This window comes from Phytoactinopolyspora alkaliphila (assembly GCF_010550695.1).
Lineage (GTDB): Bacteria > Actinomycetota > Actinomycetes > Jiangellales > Jiangellaceae > Phytoactinopolyspora > Phytoactinopolyspora alkaliphila.
This window is the reverse complement of sequence record NZ_JAAGOB010000003.1, coordinates 178,187-202,036: the sequence shown is the minus strand read 5'-3', so window position 1 is coordinate 202,036 and position 23,850 is coordinate 178,187. Positions and strand designations below refer to the sequence as shown.

The following is a 23,850-nucleotide window of genomic DNA, read 5'->3' as shown; positions in this document are numbered from 1 at the left end:
CGGTACGGCAACCCCCGGGCCGTGTCCAGCAGAAATGGCACGATATAATCCAACTGGCACGTCCCGCTCGCCCCTGCCGCGCGGCTGAATCGCTCACCACCCACGACAGCGGACAAGCATTGCCTCCTTTGACATATCCAGAACCGGCGTCGCGTTCGGTGCCGCCGCGACGCTTTGAGTCACGTCGGCGGCCCGGCCGAAGGCACCGCGCCCACGCCCGGACACTCGCATGACGATGCTCGCCCTGATCGCGGCACACATCGTTGCGGCGGTGGCTGCTCCTGCCCTGGTGCGAGCGCTCGACCGGCGCGCGTTCGCAGTGCTGGCTGTGATTCCGGCCGGCGCGTTCGTCTGGGCGCTGTCCCAGACGAACTCCGTCACCGGCGAACGTGGCGGCGCTGTAGAAGAGCACCGCACGTGGATCGACTCCGTGGGACTGGACCTGTCTTTCCGCCTGTCGGCGCTGTCCTGGCTCATGACGCTTGTGGTCACAGGTGTCGGCGCGCTCGTGCTCGTCTTCTGCGCGTACTATTTCCGGCCCGGCGCAAACGGCACCAAGCGGTTCGCCGGTGTCCTCACCGCGTTCGCCGGCGCGATGCTGGGCCTGGTCCTCGCCGACGACCTCATCCTCCTGTACGTCTTCTGGGAACTCACCACCGTCCTGTCGTACCTGCTGATCGGGCACAACCCGGAGCGTCGGGCAAACCGCCGCGCGGCCATGCAGGCGCTGATCGTCACGACCGCGGGCGGCCTCGCGATGCTGGTGGGCGTCGTCATGCTCGGCCAAATCTCCGGGACGTACCGGATCTCCGCGATCCTGGCCGCTCCCCCGTCCGGCACGGCCGTCACCGTTGCCGTCATGCTGCTGCTGGCCGGGGCGGTGTCGAAATCCGCCCTCGTACCCTTCCACTTCTGGCTGCCCGGGGCGATGGCCGCACCCACACCGGTCAGCGCCTACCTCCACGCGGCCGCGATGGTGAAGGCCGGCGTCTACCTCGTGGCCCTGCTCGCCCCCGCGTTCGCCGATGTCACCCCGTGGCGTCCGACGTTGATGAGTTTGGGCGTAGCCACCATGATCCTGGGCGGGCTGCGCGCCCTGCGCCAGAACGACCTGAAGCTGCTGCTTGCGTACGGCACGGTCAGCCAGCTCGGCTTCCTCATGGTCTTGACCGGCGCGGGAACCCAAGTGGCCGCGCTGGCAGGGCTGGCGATGCTGCTCGCGCACGCCTTGTTCAAGGCGGCATTGTTCCTCCTCGTGGGTGTGATCGACCGCTGTACGGGCACCCGAGACATCCGCCGGCTCAACGGCGTGTGGTCGAGAATGCCGGTCGCCTTCGCCGCGGCGGTGCTCGCCGCCGGGTCGATGGCCGGGCTCCCTCCGCTCGCGGCGTTCGTCGCGAAGGAGACCGCATACGAGGCGTTTGTGAACGGCGAGGCGGGCATGCCCGCGGCGGCCTCATGGGCGACCCTGGCAGGGCTCGTCATCGGCTCCGCCCTGACGGTCGCCTACAGCGCCCGATTCCTGTGGGGAGGATTCGCCCGCAAGGACGGCATGCACGCCGCGGGCGAGCCGGCGGGCGAATGCAAGACCCCGGCCGTGGGGTTCGTCGCACCATCCGTCCTGCTGGCGCTGGCCGGCCTGGCCGTCGGTTTCGCGGGAGCGGTGGAGACCCGGCTGCTGCGCCCGTACATCGAGCTGTTCCCCAGCCATGGACATAGTTCCAGCCTGTCGCTTTGGCACGGGTTCAATCTCGCCCTCGGCTTGTCCGTGCTGTCGCTCATCATCGGCTTGATGCTGTTCCACCGCAGAGTCGCAGTAGAGAGAGTCCAGCACAGATTGGCGCCCCGCCTCGATGCGGAGGCCGGCTATCGCGCCATGATGCGCAACCTCGACCGGCTGGCGGTGTCGATCACGGGTGCGACGCAGCGGGGGTCGTTGCCGGTGTACATCGCCGTGATCCTCATTGTGGTCATCACAGTCCCAGGAACAGCACTGCTTGCTGTGAACTACTCCTGGAGCGCCCTGCACTGGTGGGACACCCCGGCCCAGGCCGTCGTCAGCGCCGTGATCGTGATCGCGGCGATCGGCGCCGCACGTTCCAGGCGGCGACTCAAGGCGGTCATCCTCACCGGTGTCGTGGGCTACGGCGCGGCCCTGCTCTTCGTCCTTCACGGTGCTCCAGACCTCGCGCTGACCCAGATTCTGGTGGAGACCATCACCCTAGTGATCTTCGTGCTGGTCCTGCGCAAGCTTCCGACGTATTTCTCCGACCGCCCGCTCACGGCAAGCCGGTGGTGGCGCATGGCCGTCGGTGTGCTGGTCGGCCTCGTCATGGCGACGCTGACCTTCGCCGCAGCGTCGTCGCGCACCGAGGCGCCGGTCTCGGAAGGCTATCCCGGACCCGCGGTGTCCTACGGCGGAGGAGAGAACGTCGTCAACGTGGCGCTGGTCGACATCCGGGTGTGGGACACCATGGGAGAGATCTCGGTGCTCGTGGTAGCCGCGACCGGAGTCGCGAGTCTGATCTTCCTCATCACCGGCCGCTCGGGTAGATGGCGCACGTCGCTCGACACGTCGCAGGTCCCCCGCTTCCGCACCACCGATCAGCCGACGCGGACACGTTGGCTGGCGACGTCACAGGTCATGGCCCCGGATCGGCGATCGCTGGTGGTGGAGGTCGTCACCCGCCTGCTGTTCCACACGATCCTGATCTTCTCGATCTACTTGTTGTTCACCGGCCACAACAATCCCGGTGGAGGCTTCGCGGGAGGACTCGTGGCCGGCTTGGCACTCACCGTGCGCTACGTCGCGGGAGGTCGCCGCGAGCTCAACGCGGCGGCACCGGTGGACGCCGGCCTGGTGCTCGGCATCGGTCTGTTCATCGCCACTGGTTCCGGGTTGATTCCGCTCATGTTCGGGGGTGAAGTCCTGCAGAGCGTGCTGATCGACCTGGACCTGCCGCTGATCGGGCACGTGCACTTCGTCACCTCACTCTTCTTCGATGTGGGGGTGTACCTCGTGGTCATCGGCCTAGTGCTGGACATGCTTCGCAGCCTCGGCGGCGGTATCGACAGCGACTACGAGAACGACGACGCATCCGATGCCGGCCGTAGCGACGACGCGGACGCGGACGACGAGCCCGCCGGCCCACGCCCCGCGGAGCCGGAGCCCTACCTGCCGGGAGCTGGGGCATGAGTACCAACGTCGTTCTGACCATCGTGGTGGGCGCCCTGTTCGCCGCGGGTGTTTACCTGATCCTGGAGCGCAGTCTCACTCGTGTTCTCGTCGGCATCCTGTTGATCGGCAACGGCGTGAACATCCTGTTCCTGGTGGCCTCCGGTCCGGCCGGCAAGGCCCCGCTTCTGGGAAGCAACGCCGCCGACGAGATCAGCGATCCGTTGCCGCAAGCTCTGGTCCTCACCGCGATCGTGATCACACTCGGAGTCTCGGCGTTCGTCCTGGCGATGGCCTACCGCAGCTGGCAACTCAACCAGCACGACGACGTGCAGGATGACGTCGAAGACGCGCTCATCCGGCGGCTTGCCGAGATGGACGAAGCATCGGCCAGCTACGACCGCAGTGCCGGCGGCACTCTCGACGAAGAGGGCAGCGATGTGCCGGACGTCACGTCGAGCCAGCCCGACGGCTCTGGCGATCGGGGAACATCGTGATCAACGCATTGCTGCCGCTACCGGTGGTGCTGCCGCTACTCGGCGCCGGTCTGGCCTTCGCCTTGGGCCGATCCGCCCGTGCGCAGCGCATCGTCAGCTTGGTGGTCCTCACCATCACCGCCGTTGTCGCCTGCATCCTGCTGGTGCACACGCATGCGAGCGGCCCGCTCGCGATGCACGTGGGCGGCTGGCCGGCTGAGATCGGCATCTCCTTGGTGGCGGACCGGCTTTCCGCCCTGATGCTGCTGGTTTCGCTGATCGTGGCGCTATGCGTGCTGGTCTATTCCCTTGGGCAGGGCGTGGGCGAGTACGGCCGGGAGACGCCGCTGTCCGTTTTTCACCCGACGTTTCTCGTGCTTGTGGCCGGGGTCTCGAACGCGTTCCTCTCAGGGGACCTGTTCAACCTCTATGTCGGGTTCGAGGTCCTTCTGGTGGCGAGCTATGTGCTGCTCACCTTGGGGGGAACCGGGGCGCGCATCCGCGCCGGGACCGTCTACGTGATCGTCAGCCTCGTCTCGTCGATCATCTTTCTCGCAGCCATCGCGTTGGTATACGCCGCCACCGGAACCGTGAACCTGGCTCAGCTCAGTGAACGGCTCGGCGATCTTCCTACCGCGGTCGGGCTCGCTCTCCAGTTGATGCTCCTCATCGCGTTCGCCATCAAGGCCGCGATCTTCCCGCTGTCCGCGTGGCTTCCGGACAGCTATCCGACAGCGCCCGCACCTGTCACCGCCGTGTTCGCCGGGTTGCTGACCAAGGTGGGCATCTACGCGATCATCCGCCTACAGACGCTTCTGTTTCCTGGCAGTCCGCTCACCGAATTGCTGATGTGGGTGGCCTTGCTGACAATGATCATCGGAATTCTGGGGGCCATCGCACAGTCCGACATCAAGCGAATGCTCTCGTTCACGTTGATCAGCCATATCGGCTACATGGTGTTCGGCATCGCGCTGGCCACCGATGCCGGGCTCTCTGCCGCCATCTTCTATGTGGCGCACCACATCACCATCCAGACCACCTTGTTCCTGGTCGCGGGACTGATCGACCAGGTGGGCGGCAGCACCGCGCTTGATCAGCTCGGGTCGCTCGCACGCCGCGCACCGATTCTCGCCATTCTGTTCTTCGTTCCCGCAATGAACCTGGCGGGTATTCCGCCGTTCTCCGGTTTTCTCGGCAAGCTCGGGCTCATCCAAGCGGGCGTCGACGACGGATCATGGCTCGCGTATCTGCTCGTTGCCGGGGGCGTGGCCGCAAGCCTGCTCACCCTGTACGCCATGGCCAAGGTATGGAACCGGGCATTCTGGCAGCCACGGGCCACTGACGACGCGCCTCTTCCGCTGGAATCGCGTGCGGCTGGTGGCGCGCTGCGGGACGTGACCGATCTACACGGCAAGCCGGCCCGGATGCAGACGGCACGTCCGGATCTCAAAGTCTCGTTGAGCAGGGTTGTCCGGCTGGCCATGGCCGCACCAGCCGCCGCCCTGGTCCTCTTCAGCACGGCATTGACCCTGGTCGCCGGGCCGCTCTTTGCGCTGACCGACGACGCCGCACGTGACCTGCGCGAGCGCACCCCGTACATCGAAGCAGTGCTCGGAGATGCCGGCGATGAGTGAACTCAAGCGCGTCGCACGTCGCAAACGAGCACTGCAGTGGCCGGTGGTGCTCTGGCTGACCGCCGCGTGGGTGTTGTTGTGGGGTGAGCTCAGTGTCGGCAACGTGCTGTCCGGGCTGATCGTCGCGGTCGTTGTGATCCTGGTGTTTCCGCTGCCGCCTATCGCGTTCAATGGCCGGTTCCGCCCGGTGGGCTTGTTTCGCCTGGTTGCCCGGTTCTATATCGATCTCGCTTTGGCAAGCCTGGACGTGGCCCGGCTGGCGCTACGGATCGGCAAGCAGCCCAAGAGCTCCGTCATCCGGGTCGATCTCCGCGCCCGGTCCGACCTGTACATGGTCCTGACGGCCGAATTGCTCTCGCTCATCCCGGGCAGCGTCGTCGTGGAGGCGGACCGGTCTTCCTGGACGCTGTATCTGCACGTGCTTGGCGCCGAGACCTCCGACGACATCGAGCGAGCCCGGCGCACGGCACTGCAACAAGAAGGCCGACTGATACGCGCGTTCGGATCGGATGCGGAACTCGCCGATTACGCGCGCGCGGCGAGGGAAGGACGTCCTCAATGACCGTAGCGATCATCGCAGCCGCCGTCATGCTGACAGCCGCCGCGTTGCTGGCGCTCACCCGGATGACACTCGGTCCGACCACTCTCGACCGGATCATCTCGCTTGATGTGATCACCGCTATCGGTGTCGGCGGGATCGCGATCGAAGCCATTCTCAACCAGCACTCCAGCACGATCCCGATCCTGGTGGTTCTCGCTCTGGTCGGCTTCATCGGTTCCACCACCGTGGCCAGGTTCGCGGCCGGGCCTCGACGGGATGACGACTGATGACGTGGACCGGTGCCGCAGACGCGGTCTCCGCCGTGTTGCTCCTCGCCGGCACGGCCCTTTCCCTCGTCGCCGCGATCGGGGCTCTCCGGTTTCCCGACGTGCTGACCCGCATGCACGCCGCGACCAAACCGCAGACCCTGGGGATGTTACTGATCCTTCTGGCGCTGGCGTTTCGCCTGCGCGAGCCATCAGTGATCGGCATGCTGCTGGCGGTCGCGCTGTTCCAATTGCTCACCGCGCCCGTGGCGGCGCACATGGTGGCCCGGTCCGCGTACCGGCGGCGATACTTCTCCGACGAGGCGATCGCGGTCGACGAACTGGCGGGCACGGACGGCGAGCGGCCATGAGCGGCCTCCTGGGCATATCTTCCGAGACATTTCACTGACGCGTTACTAAGTCCGTGCCACCCGAGCTCAGCCAGGTTTGTTTATGTGCGATATTGTTTTGATCTGGCAGTCAATGGGAGGTGATGTTCGATGCTGGCGGAACAGCGGCGGTCCCGCATCCTGCATGAGGTCGCACACCGCGGCGCAGCCCGGGTCACCGACCTCGCCGTTCTCCTCGACGTCTCCGAGATGACCATCCGGCGCGATCTCGACGTCCTGGCAGACCGAGATGCACTCGACAAGGTCCACGGAGGAGCCACCGCTCGTCGCGCGCCCAGCACCGACGAGCCCGGCTTCGCGGCGAAGTCGGTCCGGCAGCAGGCGGAGAAGGAGGCCATCGCCCAGGCGGCCGCCGCCCTGGTCTCTCCTGGCGCCGCCATCGCGATCTCGGCCGGCACCACCACCTGGACCTTCGCCCGCCGTCTCAGCGCGGTGCCGAACCTCACCGTGGTCACCAACTCCATCCAGATCGCCGACGTCTTCCACGCCTCACCGTCGCCGGACACCTCGGTCGTGCTCACCGGCGGTGTACGCACCCCGTCCGACGCCCTCGTCGGCCCGGTGGCTGTCTCGGCGCTGCGCCAGCTCCATGTCGATCTCGTCTTCCTCGGCGTGCACGGCATGGATCCGGGCGCCGGATTCACCACGCCCAACATCCTCGAGGCCGAGACCAACCGGGCGATGGTCAGCGCCGCGCAACGGCTCGTCGTCCTCGCCGATCACACGAAATGGCGCACCGTCGGCCTGAGCACCATCGCCGGCCTCGATCAGGCGGACGTACTCGTCAGCGACGACGCTCTGCCCCACGACGCCCGAAAGACCCTCGGCGATGAGGTCGCCGAGCTCGTCCTCGCTCCGGGGCCTGCCGTCGCCCTGCCCCCCGACACGCACCCGGTCAACGCGAAACCAGCGCACGCCATTGACGCCATCCAGGGAGACTCGTGAAACGGACACCAGCCCGGCTCGCGGACGGCCGCGAGATCATCTACTTCGACCTGGCGGACGACGCCACGCGCCGGCTCGACGACCCGCGCGAGCTGCCGCAGGTGAGCACGGCGTCACAGATGCGCTACGACCCCCTGCTCGGCGAGTGGGTGGCGATGGCCTCACACCGGCAGACCCGCACGTTCCTGCCACCGGCCGATCTGTGCCCCTTGTGCCCCTCCCGGGACGGCAAGCAGACCGAAGTACCGTCACCGGACTACGACGTCGTCGTCTTCGAGAACCGTTTCCCGAGCCTGTCCATGGCTGCCGCGGACACGCCCCCGGGCAGTGAGCTGGTCCCCGTGCGTGCGGGCACCGGTCGCTGCGAGGTGGTGTGCTTCAGCAGCCGGCACGACGCCTCGTTCGCCACCCTCAGTCAGGCTCAGGCCCGGCTCGTCGTCGACGCGTGGGCGGACCGGACGTCCGAGCTCTCCGCTCTCCCCGGTGTGGAGCAGGTCTTCTGCTTCGAGAACCGGGGCGAGGAGATCGGCGTCACGCTCTCTCACCCGCACGGGCAGATCTACGCGTATCCGTACGTCACGCCGCGCTCCGCCCGGATGCTGGAGAACGCTCGCCGCTACCAGGACACCAGCGGCGGCCATCTCTTCGCGGACATCCTGGCCGAGGAGCGCGCCGGGGAGCGGGTGATCGTCGCCTCCCAGCACTGGACCGCATTCGTGCCGGCCGCCGCCCGATGGCCGGTCGAGGTCCACCTGTACCCGAACCGGCAGGTGCCGGACATCCCGGCGCTCACCGGCGAGGAACGCGACGACTTCGTCGCCGTCTACCTCGATGTGCTGCGCCGCTTCGACGCGCTCTACGACGCTCCCCTGCCCTACATCGCGGCCTGGCACCAGGCGCCGGTGCACGCTGGCCGGGAGCTGGGGTACCTGCACATGCAGCTGTTCTCCATCCGGCGTGCGGCCGACAAGCTGAAATACCTCGCGGGATCCGAGTCGGCGATGGGCGCGTTCATCACCGACGTCCTGCCCGAGGACGTCGCGGACCGGCTCCGCAGGGCGGAGGTCCGCTCGTGAAGCTCCTGGTCACCGGAGGTGCCGGTTACATCGGCTCGGTCGTGGGATCCCAGCTGGTGGCCGCCGGCCATGACGTCGTCGTTGTGGACAATCTGTCCACGGGACACTTCGACGCCGTTCCCGACGGCGCGGCGTTCGTCGAGGCCGACATCGCCGACGCCGCCGACGTGCTGGACACCTCCTTCGACGCCGTCCTGCACTTCGCCGCGAAGTCTCTCGTCGCCGAATCCGTCGCCGAGCCCGAGCTGTACTGGTGGAACAACGTCGCGGGAACGCTGCGGTTGCTGGACGCGATGCGATCTCGAGGCGTGCGGCGGCTGGTGTTCTCCTCTACCGCCGCCACCTACGGCGAGCCGGCCACGACACCGATCCGCGAAGACGCCCCGGCCGTGCCCATCAACCCGTACGGGCACACCAAGCTGGCCGTGGACCACGCGCTCAGCGGGGAGACCGCCGCACACGGCCTGGCGGCGGTGAGCCTGCGGTATTTCAACGTCGGAGGTGCTCATGGCCGGCATGGCGAGCGGCACGACCCGGAGTCACATCTGATTCCCAACGTGCTGGCTGTGCCGGCCGGCCGCCGAGATTCCGTCGCGGTGTTCGGCACCGACTATCCCACGGCAGACGGCACGGCGGTGCGCGACTATCTGCATGTCGAGGACCTCGGCCGGGCCCACCTGCTGGCCCTGGACTGGACCGGCCAGCCGGACGCGGCAGGCGCTCACCGCATCTACAATCTCGGATCGGGTACCGGGTACACGGTGCGCGAGGTGATCGAGTCGGTGCGCCGGGTGACGGGCCATCCTGTTCCCGTGGTGGACAAGGACCGTCGTCCGGGAGACCCCCCGGTGCTCGTCGCTTCCGCCGAGCGGATCGCCGCCGACCTGGGCTGGCGTGCCGAGCACGATCTAGACCGCATCGTTGCCGACGCCTGGGCCTTCATGCGGGAGGCCGGCCGATGACCACGACAGTGACCGGCTCCGCGCCAGGCCGGGTCAACCTGATCGGCGAGCACACCGACTACAACGGCGGGTTCGCGCTGCCTCTGGCCATACCGCAGCGGACGACGGCGTCGGTCACCGCACGCGACAACGGCACCGTGAGTGTCTCGTCGTCGGCCTCCGGCATGGAACCCACCGAGTTCGGCGTCGACACCGTTCCCGGCGACGTCACGGGCTGGGCCGCCTACGTAGCCGGTGTGTTCTGGGCGCTGCGGCAGGTCGGGCACGACGTTCCGGGCGCGGACGTGCGCATCGACAGCGACGTCCCCACCGGCGCCGGACTGTCGTCCTCGGCGGCCCTGGAATGCTCAGTGCTGGTGGCCCTTGACTCCTTGGCCGGTCTGAAGCTCGAGCCCAGCACCATGGCTCTGCTCGGGCAACAGGCCGAGAACGGCTACGTTGGCGCTCCCACCGGCGCCATGGATCAGATGGCGTCGATGCACGGCAGAGACGGGCACGTCGTTCTCTTCGACGCCGCCTCTGTGACAGCGGAGCAGGTTCCGTGCGACCTGTCCGGCGCCGGCCTCGAACTGCTGATCGTGGACACGCGTGCGCCGCACCGGCACGCTGACGGGGAGTACGGAGCGAGGCGCCGGACCTGCGAGGAGGCTGCGCACCGGCTCGGCGTCTCTTCACTGCGCGACGTGCAGGACGATCCGGTCGACGACGTGCTGAGCCGTCTCGACCGGGTGTTGTCCACCCCGTCCATCAGCTTGTCCCCTCCCAGCGCGCACGCCGACAGTTCGGCGCCGGCTCGGGCCGACGCGGACGAGGCTCCCGCGGACGACGTGGCAGTGATGCGCCGGCGAGTGCGCCATGTCCTGACGGAGAACCAGCGGGTCTTGGACACAGTGGGGCTGCTGCGCGCAGGGCGGGTCCGCGACATCGGCCCGTTGCTGACGGCGTCGCACGTGTCGCTGCGGGATGACTACCAGGTCACGGTGGCTGAGCTGGACGTCGCCGTCGACGCGGCGCTAGAAGCCGGGGCGCTGGGCGCCAGGATGACCGGCGGCGGTTTCGGCGGATCGATCATCGCACTGGTGGACACGGACCAGGACCACGTCGTCGGCGACGCCGTACGCGAGGCGTTCGCCCGGCGCGGCTTCACCGAGCCGCACACGTTCACTGTTGTGCCGTCGGCCGGCGCCTCCGCCCGCCGCCCCTCCCGGTAGCTCGCCGTTGCCAAGACGCCCCATATGCGGTTAGGCTCGCCTAAGTTAGCTACGGCTACACTGACATCGACCGACGCTGTGCTCCAACGGGGATCTGATGACCATCACCGCAACCGAACAGGATGCCGCCACCACACCGGCCGGCACCGCCGGAACCAACACCACTCCGGCACCGCAGGTGTCGCCATGGCGGCCGTTCCGGATCGTCGTCGCGCGGGTGCAGCAGCTGAGCCCCGCCTTCCTCCGGATTACGTTCACCGGAGAGGATCTCGACCAGTTCGGCCACGACGGCCCCGACCAGCGCATCAAGCTCTACATCCCCCGAGCGGGACAGGACCTCCCCGAGTTCTCGGGGCCGGACTGGTATCTCCAATACCGCGCCATGGACCCGGCAGTCCGCGGGTCCGTGCGCACCTACACGATCCGTGCCGTCCGTCCCGAGCAGCGCGAGCTCGACGTCGACTTCGTCCTGCACGGCCACGGTGATCTCGGCCCGACCGGACCGGCAGCCATCTGGGCGGCCACCGCTTCGGTGGGCGACGAGCTCGCCGCCATCGGGCCGAACCGTTTGCACGACGGCGACTGCCGCGGCCACGAGTGGAACCCGCCGCCCGCCGCCCGTGACATCCTCATCGCCGGCGACGAGACTGCCGTTCCTGCGATCGGCGGCATCCTGGACACGCTGACCCATGCGCAGACCGCTGCCCGCGTACGCGTGTTCCTCGAAGTGCCCGCCCCCGCGGACGTGCTCGACCTGCCAGCGCCGGAGCACACAGAGATCACATGGCTTCCGCGTCAGCTGCCCGACGGCACCGCTGTCCCGCACGGCCAGCGGCTGGTCGAGGCGGTCAGTGCCGCCACGTTCGACGCACCGGCCTCCACCCTCGACCACTCATCGCTGGTCGACACCGTGGACATCGACCTCGAGGTGCTCTGGGAGGTCGCGGCCGGCACCAGCAGCACGGTCTACGCATGGGTGGCCGGCGAGGCAGGCGCGGTGAAGGCGATACGGCGCCATCTGGTCCGCGAGCGCGGCATCGACAAGCGCGCCGTGACGTTCATGGGCTACTGGCGCCTCGGCCGCTCTCTCGACGACGGCTGACAGCGCGGCGGCCCGTGGCGGCGAAATTCCGTCGACAGGGGTTACGGCGGAGCTGTACGTTCAGGGCTGCCGGACGTCGTCGACAGTACTGGGGAAGCCGTGTCCGAGATCAGCCGCGCCGCGGCCATTCTCAAGGCCTTGTCCACACCTGCCCGGCTCGAGTTGCTCGCAACCGTGCTGACACGTCAGGAGCGAGGTGCCAACACCTCGGTCCAATCCCTGGCCGCTGAGTTCGACGTGCCGCCGAAATCCCTACTGAAAGACATCGTCCGTTTACAGGAGTGCGGCCTGCTGGCCCTTCACAGCCACACGGTTGCCGCAGACATGACTCCGTTGAGCACCGCCGCGGACGGGCTCTTGGCCGGTCTTCCGGTGACGAGGCTCCTCGCGGAGGAGCCGGACCTCCTTCGGTTCTTCGCGAACGGGCGGCTGACGACGCTTCCTCTGGACCGAGGTACACGGGAGCGCGTGGCTGGCGTCTTGGTCCGCTTGATCCCCGCTGGCCGGGTTCTCTCCGAGGCCGAGGTCAATCAGATGCTCAACGAGGTCTACGACGACCACGCCACGCTGCGCAGGCTCATGGTCGATAGCGGGCTGCTGACCCGCGCCGGCAGCGCCGACTATCGTCGTGTCGGAGCCGAGCCGGCCGGTGCGGATTCCACGCCCGAACGAGCCAGCACGAGGACCCCGGCCGCCACGGTCCACCCGAAGAACACCCCGTAGAGCAGACGCCGCAACAACCCGCCAGGCAGGTCCCCACACCGCCTTCATCCGAACAACGCGTCCGTATAGACCGCGTCGACCTCCTCGATGACGACGCCGAACCCGACCCCGTCCCGATCACCACCGACGTCGCGCAGCTCGACGCAGATGCCCGTCCGGCGGTCCAAGGACACCCGGTGTGCGTCGGGGAACACCGGCATCGGCTCGGGCAGAGGCACACCTTCTTCACGCAGCAGTCTGGCCGTCACCTCGCTGAACAGCAGCGCACAACAGGTACACCGGGGGTTGTAGTGGGCGGTGGGCCGGACCAGGACGTCCAGCGTCGGCCGGCCGTGCCGGAGGCTTTCGGTCAGCTCCAGCACCTCGACGCCTGGCGGCCGGACGCCGTCGTCGGCCAGGCCGCCGTCGTCGGCCAGGCCGCCGTCGTCGGGCAGGCCGCCGTCGTCGTGCTCGATGCCGTCGGCCAGTTCCAGCGGGTCGAGCATCGCCACCCACAGGTAGTTCACATACATGGGATCGTCGTACTCGACGGTGAAGCCGTCCGCGCGGGTGGCGACCAGCCCGTCGTCGCGCCACACCGGCTGCGGCGCCAGCGGATCCTGGGGCGTTCGGAATTCGGCCTCACCGGTGGGTGCGCCCGCCGCATCGTCGTGAGGATCCACCACGCCTGGCTCCGCGGCACCCATGCTCACGTACGCCGACCACCCGAACAGGCGCGAGGCGACGGACCGGGGCCGATCGGGCTCCGCGTCGCTGTACCGCGCACGGCCACGCGCCATGGTGCCCAGCCCGGCACCGCCTCGTCCCGCATCGCGCGACTCGTGGATCACCGTGGCTACGCCGCCCTCGGGTTCCACTCGCATCAGGCCCGGCCGGCGGATCCAGGCCCGCACCCGCTCGTCGTTCTCCTGCCCGATCATGGTCCTGGTCAGCTGGATCGACGACCACAGCCATGGCGACGACCTCGCCAGAGCCCGGAACGTCTCAACATCGACCATACGTGTGACGGTACCGGCGAGGGACGGGACGCCGACAGTGATTAATGGATCAGATGACCAACCAGCGCCGCGGGCGCCGTTTCAGCCACCTGATCATCTGCCGTCCACATGCCGGAGTTGATCAGGTGACGTTGTCCGCCGCTGTACAGCGTGCCCACAACGACGTGTGCACCTGATCGTTTCCACGGAAGCGATCAGGTGCACAAGCGACGATCAGGTGACACACCTCAGGCGAGGCGGGCGGCGAGGTTCTCGTCGAGAGCCGCGAGGAACTCCTCAGTGGTCTTCCACTCCTGGTCCTTGCCCACGAGCAGCGCCAGGTCCTTCGTCATCACACCGGACTCGACCGTCTTGATGACGACGTCCTCGAGGGCCTCGGCGAAGCCGGTGACCTCGGGTGTGTTGTCGAGCTTGCCGCGATGCATCAGGCCACGGGTCCACGCGAAGATCGACGCGATCGGGTTGGTGGACGTGGGCTTACCCTGCTGGTGCTGGCGGTAGTGCCGGGTGACGGTGCCGTGCGCCGCCTCCGCCTCGACCGTCTTGCCGTCCGGCGTCATGAGCACCGAGGTCATCAGGCCGAGCGAACCGAAGCCCTGCGCCACGGTGTCGGACTGGACGTCTCCGTCGTAGTTCTTGCACGCCCAGACATAGCCGCCCTCCCACTTGAGCGCGGCGGCCACCATGTCGTCGATGAGCCGGTGCTCGTAGGTGAGCCCGGCGGCCTCGAAGTCGGCCTTGAACTCGCGCTCGTAGACATCGGCGAAAATGTCCTTGAAGGCGCCGTCGTAGGCCTTCAGGATGGTGTTCTTCGTCGACATGTAGACCGGATAGCCGCGCTGCAGCCCGTAGGACAGGGACGCGCGGGCGAAGTCCTCGATGGACTTGTTGAAGTTGTACATGCCCATGACGACGCCGCCGTCCTCGGGCATGTTCACCACCTCATGCTGGATCGGCTCCGAGCCGTCGGCCGGCGTGTAGGTGATGGTGACGGTGCCGGCACCGGGAGCCTTGAAGTTGGTGGCGCGGTACTGGTCGCCGTGGGCGTGACGGCCGATGATGATCGGCTTGGTCCAGCCCGGCACCAGGCGCGGGATGTTCGAGATGATGATCGGCTCGCGGAAGACCACGCCGCCGAGGATGTTCCGGATGGTCCCGTTGGGCGAGAGCCACATCTTCTTCAGGCCGAACTCCTCGACCCGCGCCTCGTCCGGCGTGATGGTGGCGCACTTGACGCCGACGCCGTGCTCCTTGATCGCGTTGGCCGCGTCGATGGTGACCTGGTCTTCGGTCTCGTCGCGGTGCTGGATCGAGAGGTCGTAGTACCGCAGATCGACGTCGAGGTACGGGTGGATCAGCCGTTCCTTGATGAACGACCAGATGATCCGCGTCATCTCGTCACCGTCGAGTTCGACGACGGGGCCGGCTACCTTGATCTTCGCCATAAGTTCAACGCTCCTGCTGTCCGGATTCTCTCGACGTCAAGATACCAGAGCCGTTCATGGCCGGCTCCGCCCGGTGATCGCCACCCTCGCACGGTGGTGCGGCGAGGTGACGATCACCACCGGAGCGGGACTTCAGATCAGGCCGAGATCCTTGACCGCGTCCCGCTCCTCCACCAGTTCCCGCACCGACGCGTCGATCCGCGCCCGGGAGAACTCGTTCACGTCGAGCCCCTGAACGACTTCCCACCGACCGTTCCGAGCGACGACCGGGAACGACGACACCAGTCCTTCCGGTACCCCGTACGAGCCGTCGGACACGATGGCGGCGGAAGTCCACTCGCCCTGCGGGGTGCCGTGCACCCAGTCGTGCACGTGATCGATCGCCGCGTTGGCCGCGGATGCCGCCGACGACGCACCTCGCGCCTCGATGATGGCGGCGCCGCGCTTGGCGACCGTCGGGATGAACTCGTCGGCCAGCCACGCTTGGTCTTTGCCGCCAGGGGAGATGTCCAACGTCTCGGTGACCTTCGTCCCGGCGATCTCGGCGTGGAACAGGTCCGGGTACTGCGTGGCGGAGTGGTTGCCCCAGATTGTCAGCTTCGAGATGTCGGCCACGCTGGCGCCGGTCTTCGCCGCGAGCTGCGACAACGCCCGGTTGTGGTCTAGCCTCGTCATCGCCGTGAAGCGGTCAGCCGGCACGTCGGGCGCGTGCGCCTGGGCGATCAGGGCGTTGGTGTTGGCGGGATTCCCGACGACGAGGACCCGCACGTCGTCAGCCGCGCCGGCGTTGATCGCCGCACCCTGCGGGCCGAAGATGCCACCGTTGGCCTCCAGCAGGTCACCGCGCTCCATGCCCTTGCTCCGCGGCCGCGCGCCCACCAGCAGCGCCACGTTCACGCCGTCGAAGGCCCGGCCCGCGTCGTCGGTGATGTCGATACCACTCAGCAGCGGGAACGCGCAGTCGTCCAGCTCCATGGCGGTGCCCTCGGCCGCCTTCACCGCCTGCGGAATCTCCAGCAGACGCAGCTTGACCGGCGTATCCGGCCCCAGCAACTGTCCCGACGCGATCCGGAAGAGCAGCGCGTAGCCGATCTGACCGGCGGCGCCAGTGACGGTGACGGTGGCAGGGGCGTGAACCATATGAATCTCCTAGGACGGACTAACTCGGAGGTGGAACGATGAGCGCGGCAATGAGCGTACCCCCGCCCAGAAACCCGAGCGTCAGGACGTCGAGGAAACGCGACCGCACCCCCAGAAGCCCGGCCCGGCTGTTCGGCAGGATCATCCGCAGGAACGCCGCCACGCACACACCGCCCGCGATGATGACGGTGCCGCGTTTGAAGTGATCGTCGACGACGACGAGAACCCCCGCGATCACGATGCCCAGCGCGATCAGGAACGGCCATTGCCGGAACACGGCCCGGAACCAGCTCGCCGGGGTCATCCGCCGTTCCGCGGCGGTCGCCCAGCGGCTGCGCTTTCTCGCCGGTCCCTCGGTCACTGTCACCGCTCGGATATCTCTACCCAGCGCTGATCGGTGGGGCCGGTGTACTCACTGGCCGGCCTGATCAGCCTGTTGTCCTCGTGCTGCTCGATGACGTGGGCCGTCCAGCCGCTCATCCGGGAGATGGCGAAGACCGGGGTGAACAGGTCCGTCGGAATTCCCAGTGCGTGATAGACGCTGGCCGCGTAGAAGTCCACGTTCGGGTACAGGCCCTTGGCATCGAAGACGACCTGTTCCATCCGCCGGGAGAACTCGTAGTACCGCCGGTTGCCCGTGAGCTCGGCCAGTTCCTCGCTCATCTTGCGCAGGAAGGTGGCGCGCGGATCCTCGGTCTTGTAGACGCGGTGGCCGAAGCCCATCAGCTTGCGGCCGGCCTCGAGCTCGGCGCGCACGAACTCGTCGACGGCGTCGACGTCGCCCTCGATGGACGAGAGCGTGTTCATCACGGCCTCGTTGGCGCCACCGTGCAGAGGCCCACGCAGGGCGCCCATGGCGCCGGTGATGGCCGAGTGAATGTCCGACAGGGTGGCCGCGATCACCCGGGCGGTGAACGTCGAGGCGTTCATGGTGTGGTCGGCGTGCAGCACCAGGCACGCGTCGAAGATCTCCGCGGCACGCTCCGACGGCCGCTCGCCGCCGATCTGCAGTAGGAAGTTCCCGGCGATGCTCAGCTCCGGGTCGATCTGCGGGGCCTGACGGCCCTGGCGGGCTGCCTCGTAGCGCGCCACCAGGATCGGCATCTGAGCAACCAGCCGTGTGGCCTTGCGCCGGTCCGCCTCGATGGACGAATCGCCCACGTCGGGATCGTCCGCGGACAGCGACGACACCAGCGTGCGCAGTGCCTCCATGGGCGTTCCGCCGCTGGTCACGTGCGGCAGGAGAGCCTCCGTGGTGGGACCGATGTGCTGAGCCGCCATCAGCTCCTCGGTCAGGGCGTCCAGCTCCTGCCGGGTGGGCAGTGTGCCGCGTTGCAAGAGGTGGACGCATTCCTCGAAGGAGATGCGCCCGCCGATGTCCTGGATGTCGTAGCCGCGATAGAACAGGCGGCCTTCTTCTCCGTCGATATCCGAGATCGACGTCGTCGCCGCCACGATATCGGCAAGGCCGCGAGAGGATTTGTCGGCCATGTGTGTTGAGACCTCCTCGGTCATGGGGTCGGCGACACCCTACCGAAGCGTAGCCTCGCCGCCGCCCCCGGCCCAGCGATCAGTGCGCGGAGCGCGTCGACCCCAGAATCTCACACCAGCTAAATGATCATGTTAACTAGGTTTCCTCGTGCTTTACCAGGCCTGTAGGCATGGTGAAGCACGAGAAGGCATGGTTTACATGATCATTTGGAAGCGGCGTCGACGACGTTGGACAGCAGCATCGCCCGCGTCATCGGGCCCACGCCGCCAGGGTTCGGTGAGATCCACGACGCGATCTCCCGCACATCTGGATGCACGTCGCCCACGATCCGTGACTTGCCGGTCCCCGGGTCGAGCTCGCGGCTGACCCCGACGTCGAGCACCACGGCGCCCGGCTTGACGGCGTCGGGCGTGACGATGCCCGGCACCCCGGCCGCGGCCACGATCACATCGGCGTTGCGCAGGTGCGAGTTGAGGTCCGCGGTGCCGGTGTGGGTCAGGGTCGCGGTCGCGTTGACGGCGCGCCGGGTGAGCAGCAGCGGCAGCGACCGCCCGACCGTGACGCCTCTCCCGACGACGACGACCTCCTTCCCGGCCAGCGAGATGCCGTGCCGCACCAGGAGCTCGATGATCCCGTTCGGGGTGCACGGCAGCGGTGAGGTGAGCTCGGTGTTCACCCCGAGGACCAGCCGGCCCAGGTTCGTGGGATGCAGTCCGTCGGCATCCTTGGCCGGATCCACTCGTTCAAGGATCGCGTCGGTGTCGATGTGCGCGGGCAACGGCAGCTGCACGATGTATCCGGTGCACGCCGGGTCCGCGTTCAGCTCGTCGACGATGCCCTCGAGCTCGGCCTGGGTGATGGTGTCCGGCAGGTCGTGGCGGATGGAGGTGATGCCGACTTCTGCGCAGTCCTTGTGCTTGCCGTTGACATACCAGCGGGAACCCGGGTCGTCACCCACCAGCACGGTGCCGAGTCCGGGGGTCCGGCCGGCAGCGGTGAGCTTCTCGACCTGTTCGGTGAGCTCGGCCTTGATAGTGGCCGCCGTCGTCGTGCCGTCCAGAATCTTCGCCGTCATGGTCAGTGCGTCCTCACGTGTTGTTGTTCCGTCCTGCAGCCCGTGCGCCCTGGCCCTCACCTTGCAGGACGTAACCGAGCAAAGGGTCAGTGGAAGAAGTGCCGGGAACCGGTGAGGTACATCGTCACGCCGGCGGCCCGCGCCGCCTCGATCACCTCGTCGTCGCGCACGGAACCGCCGGGCTGGACGACGGCGCGCACACCGCCGTCGATGAGCACCTGCAGCCCGTCCGGGAACGGGAAGAACGCGTCGGAGGCCGCGACCGAGCCGCGCGCCCGGTCACCCGCGCGCGACACCGCGAGCCGCGCGGAGTCGACCCGGTTCACCTGCCCCATTCCCACGCCGACGGCCGCGCCGGAAGCTGCCAGCAGGATCGCGTTGGACTTGACCGCCCGCACCGCCCGCCAGGCGAAGGCCAGATCGGCGAGGGTGGATTCGTCGGACGGCTCGCCCGTGGCCAGAGTCCACGACGACGGGTCGTCCCCCGGGGCGTCGATCCGGTCCACCTGCTGCATGAGCAGGCCACCGGAGATCGCCCGGGTCTCCACCGCGCGTGGCCCGTCGGCGTCGACCCGGAGCAACCGGATGTTCTTCTTCTGGGTCAGGATCGCCAGGGCGTCGTCGTCGAACTCAGGAGCGACGACGACCTCGGTGAACACGTCGGCGATCTGCTCGGCCGCGGCAGCGCTCAATGGCCGGTTGACCGCGATGACCCCACCGAATGCCGACACCGGGTCGGTGCCGTGCGCCTTGCGGTGGGCCTCGGCCACGTCCGAGCCGACAGCGATGCCGCACGGGTTGGCGTGCTTGATGATCGCCACCGCCGGGTCGGTGAAGTCGTGGGCCGCCCGCCAGGCCGCATCGGCATCGACGTAGTTGTTGTAGGACATCTCTTTGCCGTGCAGCTGCGTGCCCCCGGCCAGCCCGGCGTGACCGTGGCCGGAGCGGTACAGCGCCGCGGCCTGGTGTGGATTCTCGCCGTATCGCAGGACCGATTCCCGGTTCCAGGTACCGCCCAGCCAGGCCGGGAACGCGGTGCCGGACGACGTGTCGGTGAGGACATTGCCCATCCAGGACGCGACATGAACGTCGTATGTGGCGGTGTGGACGAAGGCGTCGGCGGCCAGCCGCTGCCGCTCGGCCAGGGTGAAGCCGCCGGCGCGTACCGCCGCGAGCACCTCACCGTAGCGGGAAGGGTCGACGACGACGGCCACGTTGGCGTGGTTCTTGGCCGACGCCCGCACCATGGACGGTCCGCCGATGTCGATCTGTTCGATCACCTCGTCTTCGCCGGCACCGGAGGCGACCGTGTCCGCGAAGGGATAGAGGTTGCAGACCACCAGGGTGAACGGCTCGACGTCCAGCTCGGCCAGCTGGTCACGGTGGGTGTCCAGCCGCAGGTCGGCGAGAAGGCCGGCGTGCACCCTGGGGTGCAAGGTCTTGACCCGGCCGTCGAGGCATTCCGGGAAGCCGGTGAGCTCCTCCACCCTGGTGACCGGAACACCCGCGTCGGCGATCCGGGAGGCCGTGGAGCCGGTGGAGACGATCGCCACCCCGGCCTCATGCAGGCCGCGAGCCAGCTCGTCGAGCCCGGTCTTGTCGTACACGCTGATCAGCGCACGGGTGATGGGAATCTGGGCGTCAGCCGGAACGGGGGCAGGGGAACTTGTGGCGCTCATCTCACTCCTGTCGCGAGCGGCGGCCTACGCACGAAGCAGCGGCCGCGTCGACGGTCCTTCGACACGGGCCCAGGCGTCCGACCCGATGTCTGCTGCTGGTGTCGCTCCCCGGTGGTGATCCACCCTGCGCCAGTCACGACGGCACCAACCTTAACAGGCTCAGCACGCCGTCTGCCGCCCGTCCGGCTCGGCGGAGAACCGGCAGGAGAACCGACGTTGTCGGGGTCATAGGCCGGACAATGTCGGTCTTCTTCCGGCCGGCCCCGCCGTGGGCACGCTACGGGACGGTTACTTTGCGCCCGGTCAGCGTCCATCCGTGCTGAGCGAGCCGGCCGACGCATTCCACGAGCTGGGCACGCTCGGCGGTCTTGATCCGCTCGGTCAGCGTGTCGACGTCGTCGTCGCCGAGCACCGGGACCGCCACCTGAGCCAGGATGGGCCCGGTGTCCACACCGGCGTCGACGAAGAACAAGGTGGCCCCAGCGATCTTCACCCCGTACTCCAGAGCGTCGCGCGGGCCGTTCATGCCGGGAAACGCGGGCAGCAGCGAGTTGTGGGTGTTCACGTACCGGCCCTCGAAGCGGTCCAGGAAGAGCGGCCCCACAAGCTTCAGGAAGCCGGCGGACACCACCAGATCGGGCTCGAACGCCGCCACGTGCCCGGTCAGGGCCTGGTCCCACTCCGCACGAGCGGAGTAGTCCTTCACCCGATCCGCGAACGTGGGCACCCCGGCAGCTGATGCGGTCTTCAGCCCGGCGATGCCGTCCCGGTCAGCGCCCACAGCGACGACGCGCACGCCGTAGGCCGGGTCGGCGCACGCTTCCAAGAGCGCCGCGAGATTGCTTCCACCACCCGAGATCAGGACGACGATCCGGAACGGCCGCCCGGCGACTGGGGCATAACGCAACGCAGCTCTCCTCGGTTCCGATGGCGGTGTGAAGCCAGTCTAGGCGCCTAGTTACCGGTGATCATTGACGGTTACCTACATCCTGATGAGCGGGATCGCCGATGATCATGGACGATCGGGTGCTGCGCCACCTCAGCACGGTCGCGGTGATGGTCGCGGGGACGCCGACGAGGAGGAACGTCATCGCCGCCACCTCCCACGCCACGGACCCCACCTGGGACAGCCGGGCAGCGCCGATCGATCCGCTGGACAGCGTCACCAGGACGGACATGCCGATGGCTGCCGCGGCGCCGGCACCGCCCGCGGCGAGGACCATCGTCGACAGCGGCTCCTGGTGCTGTGCCAGGCGCCGGTACACCAGCAGGCCGGCAAGCACCCCGACGGCCACCGGCCCGGCGAGCACGAGCCACGCGAACGTGCCGGGCACCTCGGCCGGCAACGCACCCAGCACGGGGACGGCCGGTAGCATCCCCAGCTCCACACCGCTGGGAGCGACGACAGTCTCCGCCCCGACGGCGAAACCCGGCCCCAGGGAGAACCCCGCCGCCCACACGATGACGTTGGGCATGACCGCCGCGCTGCCGGCGGCCAGCACCGAGGTCCCCAGCGAGCCCGCGTCCAGGGCGTCGGCGAGCATGCCGATCTGCCCGGCGTTGAGAACTGAGGCGGCAACGGTCAACGCCGCGCCTACGAGCACCAGGCCGGCGATCGCCACGCCGCCGCCGGCGAGTGCCGCACGTACCTCGGGCGACAGCCTGGCCAGCCATACCTCGTCGAAGCCGGTCTCGTGCAGCACGCCCAGGGAGAAGCCGGCCAGTGCCCAGGCTGCCGCCACGGCGCCCGCCGTCAGCGGCGACGACGACACGTCGCCCGCGGTGGCGAACGTGGCCAGGAGGCTGGCACCGGCGCCGTACACGACCACGGCCGGAACGATCACGGCCGCTATGGCGCGCGGGGTCGCCGTCCCGGCCTGATGTGCGGCCCAGCGCGCCGACCGGTACATCAGCAGCATGACGACGACGGTCATGCCGAGCGGCGCGAACACGAAGTCCGCACCGTCGACGTCGAGGCCGATGCGATGTGCCACGAGCCAGATGCGGGCGCCGAACCGCAACGGGTCGGTCAATGCCGAGTCCGCACCGTCCGAAATCCAGACCGCGACGGCGGGCAACACGCCGAGGGCCAGGGTCGCGACGAGCACCCACCCGGAAGCCAGCACCGCCGCGAACCACGGCACGCGGGAGCCCCACGAGGGTTCGTCCCGGCGGAGCAAGGGTCGGGTCAGCAGGTCGGACACGCTTCTCATGGTCGCCGTTCAGAGCCGGATTCCCCCGCATACCACGCCGAGGAAGGACGGACTCTTGCTCACAAGCCGGACCTGTCCGGGGTGCGTGTGCCGGCACGCGGTCACCGGCGAAGGACTCGCCTGCAACCATCCAGGGCTTTCGAGGGTCTTCACAGGTGGAGGCGGCCACCTTGAGGGCCGGCCGTGGCATGCACCGAGAGGCAGGCGAGGGGACGATGGAGGCGGCGCGATTCCGGCATCCGGAACCATCTGCCGGACCGCCACGTCCGTCCGGAGCCGCGAGCAGACGGACAGGATCGCCGCGTCCGTCCGAAGCTGGGCGCAGGTGAGCTCGATGGACGACAGTTTCGACGAACATCTACGCCACCGGTTCGCAACCCTGGGCTCCGAGTTCCCGCCGGCCTGCCTGCCTGGCCCCCGTGCCGCGCGCAGACGGGGCACGCAACGGACCCGCAACCAGATCACCGGGACGGTTCTGGCAGGCAGCATCGTCGCGGCTGTGGGCGTGTTCGGGCTGCTCCCACCGCTACTTCCCGCCGACGACCGCCAGCTCGGGGCGCAGGCCGGCACGACCGCGTCCACCAGTCCCGGGCCGGGCGGGCACGGATACGCACCGCCGGCCGAGGCGTCGCGAGTTCCGTCCGCTTCCGTGCTCGAACTGGCCCCGGACCCGCTCCTCACCAACGAGGACGTCAACCCGGTGGGCGACTACGGCGGCTTCACCATGACCAGTGACGCGCCGCCGGACGCCGAGTGGCTCGCCTATCGCTGTCTCGACGACCTGCTGCATGTGGGCGCGGACCCGTTCCTCGCCGCCAGCTGGACCCACGAGTTGGAGAGCAGTCTGGTCCAGTTCGTCCTGCGGATGCCGGACACCGGGCAGGCCGAGCGGATCATCACCGATCACACGATCGCGCCCGAGACGTGCCGCGACGCCGAACCGGAGCGCATCAAAGAAGTCCGCGACCCCGCATCCCTGGACGTCGACGGCGGCGAAGAAGGGCTGGTCTGGACGATCGACGACGAGCCGGGCCCCAGCAATCCGGGTTCCTCGTCGTCGTTCAGCGCGGTGGCGATGGCGCGCGCGGAGAACGTCGTCGTCGTTGTCGTCTTCGGCGCCATGGACGACCCGACCCACGGCGCATGGGACGCCTACGCCGCACGGACTCTCGCGCACGCGCTCGACCGGGCGCTCGGCCGGACGTTCGGCTGAGGGGAGCCCGGGCGTGCGGCAGCGTCGTTGACCGCCCCGCCGCCCGCCGCATTCCGATCTCATGACGAAGCAGC

The 23,850-nt window shown here is 68.3% G+C and carries 22 protein-coding genes and 1 riboswitch; of the genes, 13 read left to right on the top strand and 9 right to left on the bottom strand.

Features of this window, described 5'->3' with window-relative positions; all coding sequences use genetic code 11:
- Positions 1-235: 235 nt before the first annotated feature.
- From G1H11_RS06960 to G1H11_RS26920, 12 genes are all read left to right on the top strand, one after another.
- The gene (locus tag G1H11_RS06960; protein ID WP_163817863.1) at positions 236-3,196 is read left to right on the top strand and encodes a Na+/H+ antiporter subunit A; all 2,961 of its coding nucleotides are present in this window, start codon (positions 236-238) and stop codon (positions 3,194-3,196) included.
- Complete coding sequence (locus G1H11_RS06955; RefSeq protein WP_163817420.1) at positions 3,193-3,672, top strand: Na(+)/H(+) antiporter subunit C; 480 nt, start codon at positions 3,193-3,195, stop codon at positions 3,670-3,672. Before G1H11_RS06960 ends, G1H11_RS06955 begins: the two co-directional genes overlap by 4 nt.
- Positions 3,672-5,285 (top strand): Na+/H+ antiporter subunit D, encoded by a 1,614-nt coding sequence (locus tag G1H11_RS06950; RefSeq protein ID WP_163817861.1) that lies wholly within the window; start codon positions 3,672-3,674, stop codon positions 5,283-5,285. Before G1H11_RS06955 ends, G1H11_RS06950 begins: the two co-directional genes overlap by 1 nt.
- Entirely contained in the window at positions 5,278-5,847 is a 570-nt protein-coding gene (locus tag G1H11_RS06945; RefSeq protein WP_163817418.1) for a Na+/H+ antiporter subunit E, read from the top strand. The genes G1H11_RS06950 and G1H11_RS06945 overlap by 8 nt, the downstream gene beginning before the upstream one ends.
- Complete coding sequence (locus tag G1H11_RS06940; RefSeq protein ID WP_163817416.1) at positions 5,844-6,113, top strand: MrpF/PhaF family protein; 270 nt, start codon at positions 5,844-5,846, stop codon at positions 6,111-6,113. The genes G1H11_RS06945 and G1H11_RS06940 overlap by 4 nt, the downstream gene beginning before the upstream one ends.
- Positions 6,113-6,463 carry a monovalent cation/H(+) antiporter subunit G gene (gene mnhG, locus G1H11_RS06935; protein WP_163817414.1) on the top strand — a complete coding sequence of 117 codons (351 nt, stop codon included), beginning with the start codon at positions 6,113-6,115 and terminating at the stop codon, positions 6,461-6,463. Before G1H11_RS06940 ends, mnhG begins: the two co-directional genes overlap by 1 nt.
- A gap of 129 nt (positions 6,464-6,592) precedes the next feature.
- Positions 6,593-7,447: a DeoR/GlpR family DNA-binding transcription regulator gene (locus G1H11_RS06930; RefSeq protein ID WP_163817412.1), complete on the top strand. Its 855-nt coding sequence runs from the start codon at positions 6,593-6,595 to the stop codon at positions 7,445-7,447.
- Positions 7,444-8,523 (top strand): galactose-1-phosphate uridylyltransferase, encoded by a 1,080-nt coding sequence (galT, locus tag G1H11_RS25155; protein WP_163817410.1) that lies wholly within the window; start codon positions 7,444-7,446, stop codon positions 8,521-8,523. The genes G1H11_RS06930 and galT overlap by 4 nt, the downstream gene beginning before the upstream one ends.
- A complete protein-coding gene (galE, locus tag G1H11_RS06920) occupies positions 8,520-9,485 on the top strand; it encodes a UDP-glucose 4-epimerase GalE (protein ID WP_163817408.1) in 966 nt (321 codons plus the stop codon). The genes galT and galE overlap by 4 nt, the downstream gene beginning before the upstream one ends.
- Positions 9,482-10,696 carry a galactokinase gene (galK, locus tag G1H11_RS06915; RefSeq protein WP_163817406.1) on the top strand — a complete coding sequence of 405 codons (1,215 nt, stop codon included), beginning with the start codon at positions 9,482-9,484 and terminating at the stop codon, positions 10,694-10,696. The genes galE and galK overlap by 4 nt, the downstream gene beginning before the upstream one ends.
- A 97-nt stretch (positions 10,697-10,793) precedes the next feature.
- The gene (locus G1H11_RS06910) at positions 10,794-11,798 is read left to right on the top strand and encodes a siderophore-interacting protein (protein WP_163817404.1); all 1,005 of its coding nucleotides are present in this window, start codon (positions 10,794-10,796) and stop codon (positions 11,796-11,798) included.
- Between the two features lie 99 nt (positions 11,799-11,897).
- A complete protein-coding gene (locus G1H11_RS26920) occupies positions 11,898-12,521 on the top strand; it encodes a DUF2087 domain-containing protein (protein ID WP_216843520.1) in 624 nt (207 codons plus the stop codon).
- 44 nt (positions 12,522-12,565) lie between these two features.
- Here G1H11_RS26920 and G1H11_RS06900 read toward each other — a convergent pair whose 3' ends face one another.
- From G1H11_RS06900 to G1H11_RS06860, 9 genes are all read right to left on the bottom strand, one after another.
- The gene (locus G1H11_RS06900; RefSeq protein WP_163817402.1) at positions 12,566-13,519 is read right to left on the bottom strand and encodes a hypothetical protein; all 954 of its coding nucleotides are present in this window, start codon (positions 13,517-13,519) and stop codon (positions 12,566-12,568) included.
- A 227-nt stretch (positions 13,520-13,746) separates the two neighbouring features.
- Entirely contained in the window at positions 13,747-14,964 is a 1,218-nt protein-coding gene (locus G1H11_RS06895) for an NADP-dependent isocitrate dehydrogenase (RefSeq protein WP_163817400.1), read from the bottom strand.
- Between the two features lie 132 nt (positions 14,965-15,096).
- Positions 15,097-16,104: a malate dehydrogenase gene (locus tag G1H11_RS06890; RefSeq protein WP_163817398.1), complete on the bottom strand. Its 1,008-nt coding sequence runs from the start codon at positions 16,102-16,104 to the stop codon at positions 15,097-15,099.
- Between the two features lie 19 nt (positions 16,105-16,123).
- The gene (locus G1H11_RS06885) at positions 16,124-16,471 is read right to left on the bottom strand and encodes a DUF3017 domain-containing protein (RefSeq protein ID WP_216843519.1); all 348 of its coding nucleotides are present in this window, start codon (positions 16,469-16,471) and stop codon (positions 16,124-16,126) included.
- Entirely contained in the window at positions 16,468-17,595 is a 1,128-nt protein-coding gene (locus tag G1H11_RS06880; RefSeq protein ID WP_163817396.1) for a citrate/2-methylcitrate synthase, read from the bottom strand. The genes G1H11_RS06885 and G1H11_RS06880 overlap by 4 nt, the downstream gene beginning before the upstream one ends.
- Positions 17,596-17,798: 203 nt before the next feature.
- Positions 17,799-18,671, bottom strand: a complete 873-nt coding sequence (locus G1H11_RS06875; RefSeq protein ID WP_163817394.1) for a bifunctional methylenetetrahydrofolate dehydrogenase/methenyltetrahydrofolate cyclohydrolase — start codon at positions 18,669-18,671, stop codon at positions 17,799-17,801.
- Between the two features lie 86 nt (positions 18,672-18,757).
- Positions 18,758-20,350 carry a bifunctional phosphoribosylaminoimidazolecarboxamide formyltransferase/IMP cyclohydrolase gene (gene purH, locus G1H11_RS06870; protein ID WP_163817392.1) on the bottom strand — a complete coding sequence of 531 codons (1,593 nt, stop codon included), beginning with the start codon at positions 20,348-20,350 and terminating at the stop codon, positions 18,758-18,760.
- Between the two features lie 60 nt (positions 20,351-20,410).
- Positions 20,411-20,497, bottom strand: a riboswitch (ZMP/ZTP riboswitch).
- Positions 20,498-20,627: 130 nt separating this feature from the next.
- The gene (gene purN, locus G1H11_RS06865; RefSeq protein ID WP_163817390.1) at positions 20,628-21,257 is read right to left on the bottom strand and encodes a phosphoribosylglycinamide formyltransferase; all 630 of its coding nucleotides are present in this window, start codon (positions 21,255-21,257) and stop codon (positions 20,628-20,630) included.
- Between the two features lie 61 nt (positions 21,258-21,318).
- Entirely contained in the window at positions 21,319-22,554 is a 1,236-nt protein-coding gene (locus G1H11_RS06860) for a cell division protein PerM (protein WP_163817388.1), read from the bottom strand.
- A gap of 343 nt (positions 22,555-22,897) precedes the next feature.
- On the opposite strand from G1H11_RS06860, the gene G1H11_RS06855 reads away from it, so the two are divergent.
- Entirely contained in the window at positions 22,898-23,776 is an 879-nt protein-coding gene (locus G1H11_RS06855) for a hypothetical protein (RefSeq protein WP_163817386.1), read from the top strand.
- Positions 23,777-23,850: the final 74 nt, after the last annotated feature.

Excerpts from the sequence above, each read along its gene's own strand:
- G1H11_RS06955 (WP_163817420.1), top strand. The coding sequence starts at position 3,193 with ATGAGTACCAACGTCGTTCTGACCATCGTGGTGGGCGCCCTGTTCGCC.
- G1H11_RS06900 (WP_163817402.1), bottom strand. The coding sequence starts at position 13,519 with ATGGTCGATGTTGAGACGTTCCGGGCTCTGGCGAGGTCGTCGCCATGG.
- purH (WP_163817392.1), bottom strand. The coding sequence starts at position 20,350 with ATGAGCGCCACAAGTTCCCCTGCCCCCGTTCCGGCTGACGCCCAGATT.
- G1H11_RS06940 (WP_163817416.1), top strand. The coding sequence starts at position 5,844 with ATGACCGTAGCGATCATCGCAGCCGCCGTCATGCTGACAGCCGCCGCG.
- G1H11_RS06945 (WP_163817418.1), top strand. The coding sequence starts at position 5,278 with ATGAGTGAACTCAAGCGCGTCGCACGTCGCAAACGAGCACTGCAGTGG.
- G1H11_RS06960 (WP_163817863.1), top strand. The coding sequence starts at position 236 with ATGCTCGCCCTGATCGCGGCACACATCGTTGCGGCGGTGGCTGCTCCT.
- G1H11_RS06895 (WP_163817400.1), bottom strand. The coding sequence starts at position 14,964 with ATGGCGAAGATCAAGGTAGCCGGCCCCGTCGTCGAACTCGACGGTGAC.
- mnhG (WP_163817414.1), top strand. The coding sequence starts at position 6,113 with ATGACGTGGACCGGTGCCGCAGACGCGGTCTCCGCCGTGTTGCTCCTC.
- G1H11_RS06910 (WP_163817404.1), top strand. The coding sequence starts at position 10,794 with ATGACCATCACCGCAACCGAACAGGATGCCGCCACCACACCGGCCGGC.
- galK (WP_163817406.1), top strand. The coding sequence starts at position 9,482 with ATGACCACGACAGTGACCGGCTCCGCGCCAGGCCGGGTCAACCTGATC.
- G1H11_RS06930 (WP_163817412.1), top strand. The coding sequence starts at position 6,593 with ATGCTGGCGGAACAGCGGCGGTCCCGCATCCTGCATGAGGTCGCACAC.
- G1H11_RS06890 (WP_163817398.1), bottom strand. The coding sequence starts at position 16,104 with ATGGTTCACGCCCCTGCCACCGTCACCGTCACTGGCGCCGCCGGTCAG.
- G1H11_RS06855 (WP_163817386.1), top strand. The coding sequence starts at position 22,898 with ATGGACGACAGTTTCGACGAACATCTACGCCACCGGTTCGCAACCCTG.
- G1H11_RS06875 (WP_163817394.1), bottom strand. The coding sequence starts at position 18,671 with ATGACGGCGAAGATTCTGGACGGCACGACGACGGCGGCCACTATCAAG.
- G1H11_RS06880 (WP_163817396.1), bottom strand. The coding sequence starts at position 17,595 with ATGGCCGACAAATCCTCTCGCGGCCTTGCCGATATCGTGGCGGCGACG.